This is a genomic window from Burkholderia semiarida, from assembly GCF_029268935.1.
Lineage (GTDB): Bacteria > Pseudomonadota > Gammaproteobacteria > Burkholderiales > Burkholderiaceae > Burkholderia > Burkholderia semiarida.
The window spans coordinates 1,992,311-2,005,396 of the sequence record NZ_JAHLCL010000008.1 but is presented as its reverse complement, the minus strand read 5'-3'; the positions used below and the strand labels follow the sequence as shown (position 1 = coordinate 2,005,396).

Annotated in this window: 8 protein-coding genes; 1 reads left to right on the top strand and 7 read right to left on the bottom strand. The window is 68.3% G+C overall.

Going from position 1 to position 13,086, the window contains the following annotated elements:
- Positions 1 to 32: 32 nt before the first annotated feature.
- The gene (gene pbpC / locus KPB06_RS32090) at positions 33 to 2,462 is read left to right on the top strand and encodes a penicillin-binding protein 1C (protein WP_275905699.1); all 2,430 of its coding nucleotides are present in this window, start codon (positions 33 to 35) and stop codon (positions 2,460 to 2,462) included.
- Positions 2,463 to 2,483: 21 nt separating this feature from the next.
- Here pbpC and KPB06_RS32085 read toward each other — a convergent pair whose 3' ends face one another.
- From KPB06_RS32085 to KPB06_RS32055, 7 genes are all read right to left on the bottom strand, one after another.
- Complete coding sequence (locus tag KPB06_RS32085) at positions 2,484 to 3,890, bottom strand: methyl-accepting chemotaxis protein (RefSeq protein ID WP_275905700.1); 1,407 nt, start codon at positions 3,888 to 3,890, stop codon at positions 2,484 to 2,486.
- 228 nt (positions 3,891 to 4,118) lie between these two features.
- Complete coding sequence (locus KPB06_RS32080) at positions 4,119 to 5,189, bottom strand: porin (RefSeq protein ID WP_104012540.1); 1,071 nt, start codon at positions 5,187 to 5,189, stop codon at positions 4,119 to 4,121.
- Between the two features lie 212 nt (positions 5,190 to 5,401).
- Positions 5,402 to 7,384, bottom strand: coding sequence for an acetate--CoA ligase (gene acs, locus KPB06_RS32075; RefSeq protein ID WP_275905701.1), 1,983 nt, complete (start codon positions 7,382 to 7,384; stop codon positions 5,402 to 5,404).
- Between the two features lie 250 nt (positions 7,385 to 7,634).
- On the bottom strand, positions 7,635 to 9,515 hold the full coding sequence (locus KPB06_RS32070; protein ID WP_275906022.1) for a sigma-70 family RNA polymerase sigma factor: 1,881 nt from the start codon (positions 9,513 to 9,515) through the stop codon (positions 7,635 to 7,637).
- Positions 9,499 to 9,813: a high-potential iron-sulfur protein gene (locus KPB06_RS32065; protein WP_059583268.1), complete on the bottom strand. Its 315-nt coding sequence runs from the start codon at positions 9,811 to 9,813 to the stop codon at positions 9,499 to 9,501. Before KPB06_RS32065 ends, KPB06_RS32070 begins: the two co-directional genes overlap by 17 nt.
- A gap of 98 nt (positions 9,814 to 9,911) precedes the next feature.
- Positions 9,912 to 11,114, bottom strand: a complete 1,203-nt coding sequence (locus tag KPB06_RS32060; RefSeq protein ID WP_104013183.1) for a c-type cytochrome — start codon at positions 11,112 to 11,114, stop codon at positions 9,912 to 9,914.
- 80 nt (positions 11,115 to 11,194) lie between these two features.
- On the bottom strand, positions 11,195 to 12,916 hold the full coding sequence (locus KPB06_RS32055; protein WP_059583265.1) for a methanol/ethanol family PQQ-dependent dehydrogenase: 1,722 nt from the start codon (positions 12,914 to 12,916) through the stop codon (positions 11,195 to 11,197).
- Positions 12,917 to 13,086: the final 170 nt, after the last annotated feature.

Sequence of the window (13,086 nt, the reverse complement as noted above, 5' to 3'; positions counted from 1 at the left end):
CAGGCCGCGCAGGTCGCCAGGAGCGGCCGGCCGTGGCTGACGCATCCGTGCTCCGGCGCGCGTTGCACGGCGCCGGCCGCTGGCTGCATCGCTGGCAGAACTGGCTCGTCGGCGCGTTGCTCGTGTTCGGCGCGCTGGCCGCGTGCCGGCTGTGGCCGCATCCGCCGCTGCGCGACTGGAAACCGTCATCGGTCGCGGTGACGGACGCGCGGGGCCGGTTGCTGCGCCTGACGCTCGCGAAGGACGACCGCTACCGACTGTGGGTGCCGCTCGAGCGGATGTCGCCGCAGCTCGTCGAAGCCGTGATGCTGCACGAGGACCGATGGTTCCGGTGGCATCCGGGTTTCAACCCGTACGGTCTGGCGCGCGGCGCATGGATCACGTACGTGCGCGGCGGCAATCCGCAGGGCGGCTCGACGCTGACGATGCAGCTCGCGCGCTCGCTGTGGAAGCTGAACACGCGCACGCCGGCCGGCAAGCTCGAGCAGGTCGCACGCGCGGTGCAGCTCGAACTGTTCTACTCGAAGCGGCAGATTCTCGAAGCGTATCTGAACGACGCGCCATACGGCCGCAACGTCGAAGGCGCGGGCACCGCGAGCGTCGTCTATTTCGACCGGATGCCGGACGCGCTGACGCTGCCCGAAGCGCTCGCGCTCGCGGTGATTCCGCAGGACCCGGCGCGGCGCGTGCGCGGCGGGCAGGACGCGATCAACCGGGCGCTGGCCGCGTCGCGCAACCGGCTGTATGCGCGCTGGCTGACGACGCATCCGGGCGATGCATCGCTCGAGCCGCTGTTCGCGTTGCCGCTGGCGATGCGGCCGTTGTCCGCGCTGCCGTTCGATGCGCCGCACGCGGTCGACCAGGCGCTCGCCGCGCGCGGCGCATGGCACACGACGTCGGGGGGCGCGGCGGCGGATGGCAACCGCGATGGCGACAGCGATGGCGGCACGCGGCTCGCGACGACCGTCGATCTCGACCTGCAACGCACGCTCGAACGGCAGATTTCACGTTATGTCGCGCGCAACGATACGCGCGGCGTGCGCAATGCGGCGGCCATCCTCGTCGATACGCGCGACATGGGCGTGAAGGCGCTGGTCGGCTCCGCGAACTTCTTCGACCGGACGATCGACGGGCAGGTGAACGGCACGCTTGCGCGGCGCTCGCCGGGCTCGACGCTCAAGCCGTTCATCTATGCGCTCGGCTTCGACCAGGGCGTGCTGCATCCGCAGACCGTGCTGCGCGACGTGCCGACCGCGTTCGGACCGTATGCGCCGGAGAATTTCGACGGTCATTTCCTCGGGCCGATCACGGCGACCGATGCGCTGAACCGCAGCCGCAACGTGCCGGCCGTGTGGGTCGCGTCGCAGCTCAAGTCGCCCGACCTGTATCGGTTCCTGCAGGATGCCGGCGTGCGCCGGCTCGCGAGCGCGCGGCACTACGGGCTCGCGCTCGTGCTCGGCGGCGGCGAAGTGACGATGCAGGATCTCGCGGCGCTGTATGCGATGCTCGCGAACCGCGGCGAGTTCCGTCCGCTGCGGCTGCGCGCGGACGAGCCGGCGCTGCCCGGCCGGCGCCTGCTGAGCGCCGAGGCGAGCTACATGACGATGGACATGCTGCGCCAGCACCTGCGTCCCGACGAGACGAGCGGCGCGCAGCCGTCGAGCGTGCCCGTGTACTGGAAGACCGGTACGTCGTGGTCGTTTCGCGATGCGTGGACGGCCGGCGTGTTCGGCCCGTACGTGCTGGTCGTGTGGGTCGGCAATTTCGACAATTCGACCAATACCGCGTTCGTCGGTGTCGATGCGGCCGCGCCGCTGTTCTTCCAGGTCGTCGATGCGATGAACGCGGAACGCACGCTCGTCGAGCCGCCGCGCTCGGTGCCGCCGCGGCTGAAGCGCGTGCGCGTTTGCCTCGCGAGCGGCGATCTGCCGAACGAGTGGTGTCCGCAGCAGGGCTGGACGTGGTTCATTCCGGGCACGTCGCCGATTCGGGTGAGCACCGTGCACCGGCCCGTCGTGATCGACGACGCGACGGGGAAGGCTGCGTGCCCGCCGTACGACGGCAAGCGCACGCATACGGAGATCTTCGAGTTCTGGCCGTCGGATTTGCAGCAGGTGTTCGCGCAAGCCGGCATTCCGCGCCGGCGGCCGCCGCAGAATGCGGATTGTCGCGATGCCGGGCAGGTCGAAGGCGATCCGCCGCGCATCACGTCGCCGCTGCGCGGCAGTACGTATGCGATGCGCGTGAAGACCGCCGACGACACGCGCATCGCGTTCAACGCGACCGCCGATGCGAGCGCGCATGCGCTGTACTGGTTCGTCAACGACGCGTACGTCGGCCGCAGTGTGCCCGGCGATGCGCTGTTCTGGCAGCCGCGCACGGCCGGCAGCTATACGGTGCGGGTGGTCGACGATCACGGACGCAGCGACCAGCGGCCGTTGGGCGTGGGGCTGGAGCAGTAGGCGCGGCCCGCTTGCGCCGGTTCAGACGCTGTAGCCGATCCGCAGGACGCCCCATGGCCGTCCGCCGACGACGATCGGCGCGGACACGTCCTTCACCAGCACGAACTGGCCGTTGCCCATGTCGCGGCGATAGGTCTGCAGCAGGAACGGCTTGTCATGCGCCACGGACATGCGCGCCGTCCGGTCCGTGTAGATCCGGCGGTTCCGTGAGTTCGCCGCGTTCCAGGCGGCGTCCGCGCGCTGCGGCAGCGAAAACTTCCGGTTGTGGGTCGGCAGGTAGCACTGCCGGTCGAAACTCGCGCAGTAGACGATCCGTTCGTCGAGATCGAGCACCGGTTCCTGGATGGCCGGCAGCACGCGATCGGTGAACGCCGTGAAGCGCGTCATGAACTGCTGCGGGTCGGTGCCCGGAATCGGTTCGTAGTGCGTGTCGAAGAGCGCGTCGAGCGCGATATCGCCGCGGCCGACCGCGTCCTCGAATAGCTTGCTGATCGCGGCGGCCGTGCTCCGCGCGGTGTCGATCAGGCGCGTGTCGGGCGATTCGATGCCGGTCGCGGCCGTGAGCTCGATCAGCGTTTCGGAAACGGAGAGCAGGTTGCCGAGCCGGTCCTTGGCCTGCGAGAAATTGTCGGCCGAGTTCTCGACGCCGGACGCCATCTCGCCCACCTGCTCGTCGAGACGGTGGCACTGTGCCTCGATCTCGTCCGTCAGCGATGCGATCTGTTCGGCCTCGCCCGCGAGCTCGGTGATCGCGTGCCCGGTTGCGTGCACGACCTCGCCGATCGTGCGGGTGCCCTCGCGCACGCGGTGCGCGCGGGCGGCGTTGTCGGTGCCTTCCGCGAGCAGGTGCTCGGTCTGCTCGGCGAGCCGCGCGAGCGTCGTCTCGATCTGGGCCGTGGCCTGCCCGGTCTTCGCGGACAGGTTCTTGACCTCGGCCGCGACGACCGCGAAGCTGCGGCCGGATTCGCCGGCGCGCGCGGCCTCGATCGCGGCGTTCAGCGCGAGCAGGTGAGTCTGTCGGGCGATCACCGAGATCTCCTCGGAGACGGCCCGCACGTGATCGAGCGCGTCGCGCAGCGCGCCCATCTGGTCGCTGATCGTGGTGACGCCCTCGACGAGGCCGTGAATGTCGGCGAGCGACGCCTCGATCGTCTGCTGCGACTGCCGGACCGCGTTCGATGCGTTGGCGCTGACGTCGCGCACCTGCTGCGCGGCCTCGGCGATCCGGTGGTTGCCGCGCAGCGTGAGGGCGGCCGATTCGCGCAGCGTGTGGCAGACCTCCGCCTGCCGGGCGACGCGGGCCGCGACTTCCTCGACGTGGCCCGATACGTCGCAGATCTCGATGCCGAGCCGGCCTGCCTGCTCGGCGATGTCGCCGACGAGCGCGCGCGACGAACGGCGGCCGCGGCCGATTCCGAAGAAGTTCACGTTGGTGGGTCTCCTTGAGGACACGCGCGCGGGGTTCCCGGCGGATGTTGGGTATGCGTTCCTGACTTGACGGCCGTACGGCCGCGGACTTGAGGTCGGGTAAACATCGAGATCGGCGTGCCGGATGGCGGGACCGGCGCCGGGAGGGGCGCGTTTGCGCCACGTTCGCGCGACGTTTCCGTGGCCGGACGGACGGCGCGTGGTGGCCGCCCGTCCTCGGGGGCTGTATCAGAACACGTGGTGGATGCCGGCGTTGACGCCGACCGTCGTGCCCGGCAACCCATACAACGCGCCGCCCGTGATGCCGAGGCCCGTGTTCATCGCGCCGTGGTTGTTGACGACGCCGACCTGCGCATACAGGCCCGTTCGTTTCGACAGGCTGTAGTCGGCGCCGACCGCGGCAAGCAGCGAATGGTTGTGCGAATCGTTGCGGTCGGTCGTGTACCACGCGCCGGTGTTCAGGTCGAGGGCCGGCGTGACGCGATAGTCGAGGCCGGCGCTGTACACGTTGTTGCTGAACGAGCCGGCGACCTTGTAGCTCGTGAACGACGCCTTGCCGGTCACCGGTCCGAACGTGTAGGCGGCGCCGATCGTGCGGCCGACGAACGCGACCGTGCTCGGCACCGGCGTCGGGGACGTGCCGCTGTTGCCGTCGTAGAGCGCCGCGTTGAGCATGAAGCCGCCGTTCGTATAGGTAAGGCTGCCGGAATACTGGCGTCCCGCCTGGAAGTCGCCGGCCTTGCCGCCGAAGCCGAACATCGCGCTGGCCGTCAGCCCGGCGATCGTCGGGCTCGTGTACGAAATCGCGTTCGGGTTGAAGAGGCCCGTGACGAGTACGTTGTCGACGTACGGCACCAGCGCGGCGCCGAAGTGCGAGACGTTGCGCGGATCCGATCCGAGTATCGCGAGCACGAATGGCGAGAACTGCAGGCCGACCTTCGTTTCGCCGAAGCCGCCGTCGATCCCGACCCACGCCTGGCGGCCGAAGAAGTTGCCGTTCGAATGGCCGAACGCGCCGTCCGTGATGTTGAAGCCGCTCTCCAGCTTGAATCTCGCGTGCAGCCCGCCGCCGAGATCCTCGGTACCCGTGATGCCGAAGTTGGTCGGGGTCATGCCCGTGTCGGTCAGCGCGAATTGACGTCCGGCGTTGCCGCCGGTTGCCGAATCGAGCGATCGGCTCGTATAGAGCAACGCGGCGTCGAGGTCGCCGTACAGCGTGACGCTGCTCTGCGCGAAACTGCTCGTGCTGGCGGCCGCGCCGAACAGCGCCGCGCAAATCGTCCATGTCCTGCTCTTCATCGTCTGTCTCCGTTTTGTGAGTGTTGTAATACGTACGACTAATTGAAAAGGCGGCGAAAGCGATGCGAGCCGCCTGCATGCCGTGCCGTCGGGGAACGCACGGCGATGCCTGTCGCCGGCGCGAAGGCGGCCGCGAGCCCGGCGTGGGAAACGGGATCGCGGCCGTGCCGCGGCGCCGCGTTGAAGCGATACGCCCGCCGTGGCGGGCGATGTCACATCGAGCGGTTCAACTGCTCGAGGATGGCCGGATTCTCGAGCGTGGACGTATCCTGCGTGATCGCCTCGCCCTTCGCGAGCGAGCGCAAGAGGCGCCGCATGATCTTGCCCGAGCGCGTCTTCGGCAGGTTGTCGCCGAAGCGGATGTCCTTCGGCTTCGCGATCGGCCCGATCTGCTTGCCGACCCAGTCGCGCAGCGCCTTCGCGAGCGCCGCCGCTTCGTCGCCTTCCGGGCGCGAACGCTTCAGCACCACGAATGCCACGACCGCCTCGCCCGTCGTGTCGTCCGGGCGGCCGACCACCGCCGCCTCCGCAACCAGCTCATGCGACACCAGCGCCGATTCGATCTCCATCGTGCCCAGCCGGTGGCCCGACACGTTGAGCACGTCGTCGATCCGGCCCATGATCGTGAAGTAGCCGGTCTCCTTGTCGCGTACCGTGCCGTCGCCGGCCAGATAGAGCGTGCCGCCGAGTTCTTCCGGGTAGTAACTCTTCTTGAAGCGCTCCGGGTCGCCCCAGATCGTGCGGATCATCGCGGGCCACGGACGCTTGACGACCAGAATCCCGCCTTGCCCGTTCGGCACGTCCTGGCCCGTCTCGTCGACCACCGCGGCCATGATGCCCGGCAACGGCAGCGTGCACGAACCCGGTACGGTCGGCGTCGCGCCCGGCAGCGGCGTGATCATGTGGCCGCCGGTTTCGGTCTGCCACCACGTATCGACGATCGGGCAGCGCTCGTGGCCGACGTGCTTGTGGTACCACATCCACGCTTCCGGATTGATCGGCTCGCCAACCGTGCCGATGATGCGCAGGCTCGACAGGTCATAGCTCTTCGGATGAACCTTGTCGTCGGCTTCGGCCGCCTTGATCAGCGAACGGATCGCGGTCGGCGCGGTGTAGAACACGGTCACCTTGTGATCGCCGATCATCTTCCAGAAGCGCCCGGCGTCCGGATACGTCGGCACGCCCTCGAACACGACCTGCGTGCCGCCGCACGCGAGCGGCCCGTACGTGATGTACGTATGGCCGGTGACCCAGCCGATGTCGGCCGTGCACCAGAACACGTCGTCGGGTTTCCAGTCGAAGGTCCACTTCATCGTCTGCGCGGCCCACAGCAGGTAGCCGCCCGTGCTGTGCTGCACGCCCTTCGGCTTGCCGGTCGAGCCCGACGTATACAGGATGAACAGCGGATGCTCGGCGCCGACCCAGGTCGGCTCGCAGCGGTCGGATTCGCCGTCGGTCAGCTCGTGCATCCACAGGTCGCGGTCCGCATGCCAGTCGATCTTGCCGCCGGTGCGACGATAGACGATCACGCTCTTGACCGCTTCGCAGCCGCCCAGCGCGATCGCCTCGTCGGCGATGCTCTTGAGCGGCAGCGTCTTGCCGCCGCGCGCCTGTTCGTCGGCGGTGATCAGCGCGACCGCGCCGACGTCGACGAGCCGCTCATTGAGCGATTTCGCGGAGAAGCCGCCGAACACGACCGAGTGCGTCGCGCCGATACGCGCACACGCCTGCATCGCGACGATGCCTTCGATCGACATCGGGATATAGATGACGACGCGATCGCCCTTGCCGATCCCGCGTTTCTTCAGCGCATTGGCGAAGCGCGACACGCGTGCGAGGAGATCGGCATAGGTGACGCGGGTGACGGTGCCGTCGTCGGCCTCGAAGATCACCGCGACGCGCTCGCCGTGGCCGGCTTCGACGTGACGGTCGAGACAGTTGTACGACGCGTTGAGCTCGCCGTCGTCGAACCATGTGTAGAACGGCGCGTTACGCTCGTCGAGCACCTTGGTGAACGGCTTGTGCCACGTGAGGCCCTCGCGCGCGAGGCGCGCCCAGAAGCCTTCGTAATCCTGCTCGGCCTCGGCGACGAGCGCGCGATAGGCCGGCATGCCGGAAATGGTCGCCGTCTTCTCGAGCGCCGCGGGCGGCGCGCACTGACGGGTTTCGTGAAGAACCGATTCGATCTTGGACAAGCGTGTCTCCATGCGTTCGTGTGATTCCTGCTGCGCTCGTGAAAACGCAACATGCATGCCAGTTGCGCGACCGGGGCGCGACTGCGGCGAAAACCGCGGCAGTCGGGCGGGTGGCGCCCGATCCGATCGGCCCTGCGGTGTTGCGAATGACGGCGCGAGGCGGCGCGGCGTTCAGAAATGCAGCAAGTCGTGTTGCAGTCCTGAGCAGTGGATGGGCGAGCCGGCAGGCGGTCGCCCCGGCATGGCCGTGTCAGGCGAGCAGTGAACGCAGCGCCGGCGCGTGCCGGAATTGCCGGATGCGTTCGAGCGCCGCTACCTCGAGCTGGCGGACGCGCTCGGCCGACAGGTTCAGTTGCCGGCCGATCTCGCGCAGCGAATACTCGTTGTCGACATCGATGCCGTACCTCAGGCGGAGAATCCACGCTTCGCGTGCGGGGAGGCGGTCGATCAGCGCGGCGACCGCCGTGCGCAACTGACCGGCGCTCGCCGCTTCTTCGGGTGTCGGCGCGTCGGGGTCGATCGTGACGTCGCACAGCGTCAGGTCGTGATCGGGCGAAACCGGCAAATCGGCGGAGATCGGCTCGCGCACGATGCTCATCAGCTCGCGCACCTTGTCGACCGGCAGCCGCATCTGCGTGGAGAGCGCCCGCGCGTCGGCGACGTCGCCGGTCCGTTGCCGGTGGATTCGCGCGAGCCGCGACAGCTTGTTGAGCGTATCGACCGTATGCGCGGGTACGCGTATCGTGCGCCCCAGATCGGCGAGCGCATGCGTGATCGCCTGCCGGATCCACCATGTCGCATACGTCGAGAATTTGAAGCCGCGCCGGTGGTCGTAGCGATCGACGGCCTTCATCAGGCCGATATTGCCTTCCTGGATCAGATCGGGGAACGGCAGGCCGCGATCGGCATAGCGCTTGGCGACCGACACGACGAGCCGTAGATTGCTCTGGAACAGCTTCGTTCTCGCGGGTTGCATCGCGCGCTCGACACGCGAGAGCCGCGCATCGAGCGCAATCGCGATGTCGAGCGGCAGCGGAGACTCGGCGGCCAGGCGAGCGAGCGCGGTGCGCGCGTCGATCAACGCCGGCGCGTGGCGGGCGAGGGCGGTCGCGCAATCGGAGTGCGCGGCGCTGTATGCGTGTAGCCACGCGCGTACGTCGTCGCACCGCGTGAATAGGTCGTGGCGCGCGGATTCGACGCGTATGCCCGCGGCGGCCAGCGTGTCGACGAGCCGTTTTTCGAACGTGCGGGCTTGCGTCGCGCGCTCGCGGTTCGTCTGTCCGATGCGTTCGATCGCGCGCGAGGTGAAGCGGATGCTGCCGGTCAACGCGGCAGCGTCGCGCAGCAGCGCGCGGTAAGTCGCCGACTCGAAACCGTCCGCTCGCAATGCGTGCTGCATCGCCGATGCCAACGCACCGGCACGCTCGAGCGCCCCGACGACCGTATCGCGCCACGCCGGGCTGTCGAGGGAAAGACCGGCGTCGTCGTCGCGCGCGGGCGGTGCCATGATCGGCTCGTCGGACGACATCGTCGCCGCATTCGCGGGCGGCTCGGCTTCACCGGCGAACCCCGTCACGTAAGCCGATGCCGCCACCTTGCCGGCGCGGACGTCGTCCGCGATCGCCGCGACGACGGCGAGTGCCGCCGGATCGCGGCTCAATGCGTCGACGCATGCGGCGCGGCCGCTTTCCAGACGAAGCGCGAGCGCGATTTCCTCGTCGCGTTCGAGCAACGGCGTCGCGCTCATTTCCCGCAGATAGAGCCGGACCGGGTCGTTGGTCCGGCCCGCGAGCAGGTCGTCGGCCGCGAGCGGCGTCGACGCGTCGGCCAGCGTCGACGCGACTTCCGTCACCTGCGCAAAATGCCCGTCGAGCGTCCACGCGGTGCGCGCGCCGGCATGCTCGCGTACGTCGATGCCGAACTCGCGCAGCATCGACGCCGCCGCGTCGAAATCCGCGCCGTCGGCCGCATCGTCGGGCAGCGCGTCGGCGATTTCACCGTGCGTCACGTAGCCGCGATCGAAGCCCAGCGCGATCAGCGCATGCAGATGCGCGGCGCGATCGGGGGCCGCGCCGCGACGCGACACGCCGTCGCGCTCGCGAGCGGGCCCGGCGTCAGGCGAGCTTTGCATAGACGTTGCACCAGCCTTCGGCGGCAACCGTCTTGCCCGCGAACATCGGGCACGTACCGAAGGATTCGCCCGCGGCAGCCTTGTAGAAGCGGCAGTTCGAACACGTCTGGCCAGCCTGATACTTCGGGAACTTGCCTGCGTCGACGGCGGCCGCCTTGGCGCGGTAGCCGAGCGTCTTCGCCGTCGCATCGTTTTCGTCGACGGGCGGGGCGGCCGCGAATGCACGGGGGCCGGCCGCGAGCGCGGCGCACAGGCCGGCGGCCTGAACGAAGAAGGTTCTGCGATGACGGGAGATCATGATGGGATCCTGAATGAAATGAAAAGAAAAAGTCCGGTTCGCGCGCCGGGCAAACTGCCCGGCGCGGCGGTCGATCGAAACGAAGGTGGGCAGGCGGATTACTTGCGCGGCCCGGCGATGAGCGGCGCCTTCGATGCGTTGGCGATCTCGGCGGTCAGCTTGCTCTTCGACGCGTCGTAGCCGTTCGAGTAAAGCAGGAACGCCATCAGGTCCTCGTACTCCTGTGCGGTCATCTTGCCGGGGCGATCGGCCGGCATGTTGCTCGACATGTACAGGAAGATGCCGCCGACCGTGATATGCGACTTGCCCTCGGGCGCGAACGATTCTCCGCTCAGCGCGGGCGCGGTATTGCCCTCGAGCTGATCGCCGTGGCATTTCGCGCACGCATCGCCGTAGAGCTTCTTGCCGTGCTGCACCTGCACCTGATCGAACGACGGGACGCCGCCGCCTTCGCTCGTCGACACCTTGATGAAGCCGCTCCTTGCCGGCCGCTGTGCGGACGCGATCGCGCCGTCGAGAAACCGGCCGGGCACGCGCGTGGCGGCTTGCGCGATGTCGTCGGGCAGCGTCCAGCCGCGCGTGAGCGACGCGAGACGACCGTTGCCGCTCATCTGCGACAGCGTGGCGTCGATGCGCTTTTGCAGTGCGTCCTTGCCCGGCCCGAACGCGAACGACAGTTGCCAGTCGGAGTACGGCGACGACGTCGCCGCGACCTGGAACCGTTGTTTCGGATGGGCTCGCTCGTACGCGACGACGCTCGGATACCAGACGATCGCGCGCTGTGCACGGCCCGCGGCGAGCGCGCCGATCGTTTTCTCGCTGGTGTTCTCGAGGTCGAAGCGGGCGTTGGTCTGCTGCGCGGCGATCAGTTGCGACGGGCTGCCGTACGTGGCCGCGATCGTTTCCTTGGCGCCGGTCGGCGCTGGCGCGTCGCGCAGCGACACGCTGACGTAGCCGGAGCGCAGATAGCCCTGCGAGAACGTCATCCTGGATCCCGACGCATCGGCGATCGCCGAACGCGGGAAGCCGGCGATCACGTCGCAGTCGCGTTCGAGCGATTTCGTCAGCTCGCTGGCGGAGATGCCGTCGTCGTCGCCGTTGTCGTCCACGCCGTGTTTGTTGAAGGTCGCGGCGATGCCCGCGGCGCGGAACACTTCGCGCGCAACGGAGCGGTCGAGCGCGGTGGTCGGGCTGCCGGGCAGCGTGCAGACGCGCACGCCGGCCGACGCGGCTGCCGGTGTCAGCGCCACGCCCACGGCGAGCAGACTGGCGACGGTAACGGAAGTGAGGCGAGTATTCATGATCGTATGTCCGGTTGAAGCAGGTGGGACGTCGCGCCCGCATCGGGCGCATGCGGGCGCGACTCGGGCGTGGCGCGTGTTCAGTTCAGCGCGAACACGTACAGCGTGCCGCCGCGCGGAACGTCCTTCGCGATGTCGGCCATCGGGCCGCCCCAGATCGGGTTCGCGCCGCCATAGCCGGCGAGCACGGCGACATATTCCTTGCCGTCGACTTCGTACACCGACGGTTGGGAAATGATGCCGCTCGCCAGTTGCGGGCTTTCCCACAGCACCTTGCCGGTCGCCGTATCGAACGCGTACAGGTGGCCGTCGAGCGAGCCGCTGAACGCGAGGCCGCTCGCCGTGGTCGCGACGCCGCCGTTCCACGGCTTCTTCGACCAGTGGCTCCACAGCTTCTTGCCGGTGTTCACGTCGATGGCCGTCAGTTCGCCGTAGCCTTCGCTGCCCGGTTCGGGCTTGATCTCGAAGCCTTCGCCGAGATACGGCAGGCCTTCCATGTAGCTGACCGACTTGCCGGTCAGGCTCATGCACGCATGCAGCGCGGGCACGACCGCGATGTTGCGTTCCTGGTCGTACGAGATCGACCACCAGTTCTTGCCGCCGAGGAAGCTCGGGCACGTCTCGATCGTCGTGCCGGCCTTCGGGAACTTCGATGCGTCCTGGATCGGCTTGCCGTCGGCCGTGTAGCCGGTGACCGACAGCGCCTTCACGAACGGCGTCGCGTAGATCAGCTTGCCGGTCGTGCGGTCGATCGCATGGAAGAAGCCGTTGCGGTCCGCGTGGATGATCGCGTCGTAGTCCTTGCCCTTGTACTTGATGTCCGCGAGGACGGCCGCGTTCACGCCGTCGTAGTCCCACGTGTCGTTGTTCGTGTACTGGTAGTGCCACTTCAGGTTGCCGCTCTTCGCATCGAGCGCGAGCAGCGAGTCGGAATACAGGTTGTCGCCGGGGCGCAGCGCGGCGAGCCACGGGCCGGGGTTGCCGACGCCCCAGTACAGCGTGCGGGACGCGGCGTCGTACGTGCCGGTGAGCCACGCGGCGCCGCCGCCATGGCTTTGCATGCCGTCGGGCCAGGTTTCCGCGCCCTTTTCGCCGGCGGCGGGGATCGTGTAGCGTTTCCAGACCTGCGAGCCGTCCTCCGGATTCAGCGCGGCGATGTAGCCGCGAATGCCGTATTCGCCGCCGGACGTGCCGACGACGATCGCGCCGTCGATCGCGAGCGGCGCGAGCGAGAACGCGTAGCCGAGGCCCGGCTCGAACATCTGCTTCTTCCACACGAGATTGCCGGTCTGCGCGTCGAGCGCCGCGACTTCGCCGTTCAGCATCGCGATATAGACGTTCTTGCCGTACAGCGCGACGCCGCGGTTCACTACGTCGCAGCACGCGGTCTTGAACGACGCCGCGCCGAGCTTCGGCTCGTATTTCCACAGCTGCTTGCCGGTTTTCGCATCGAACGCGTAGACGTTGTCCTTCGGCGTCGTCACGAACAGATAGTTGCCGTTGACGATCGGCGTGGCCTCGAAGCCCTGCTTCAGGTCGGCGGGGAACTTGTATGCCCACACCTGCTTGAGATCCTTCGCATTCGACGTGTCGATCTGCTTGAGCGGCGAGTGCGAGCGGCCGTCGTAGGTGCGGTAGTAGGTCAGCCAGCCCGGATCGCCGTGCGCATCGGTCAGGCGCTGGTAGGTCACGGCCGGGTAGTCCGCGGCCGCTTCGACGAGGCCGGGGTTCAGCGCGACGGCCGCCGCCGCCGCGATGCCGATCGTCGCCAGCCGGCTCGCTGAAGCCGAGAGTTTCTTCATGGTTGTCTCCTGAGTCATTGTGGTCGCACCGCCGCGAACGATTCGTCGCGCCGGCACGGTTGGGGTTTCCGGGCCGAGTGCACTGTCCGTTACGCAAGTCGCATGCCATCGGTGTCGCATGCCGGTATGACGCGGCATACCGGCGTATCGCAGGGGAAGCACGCACGGGC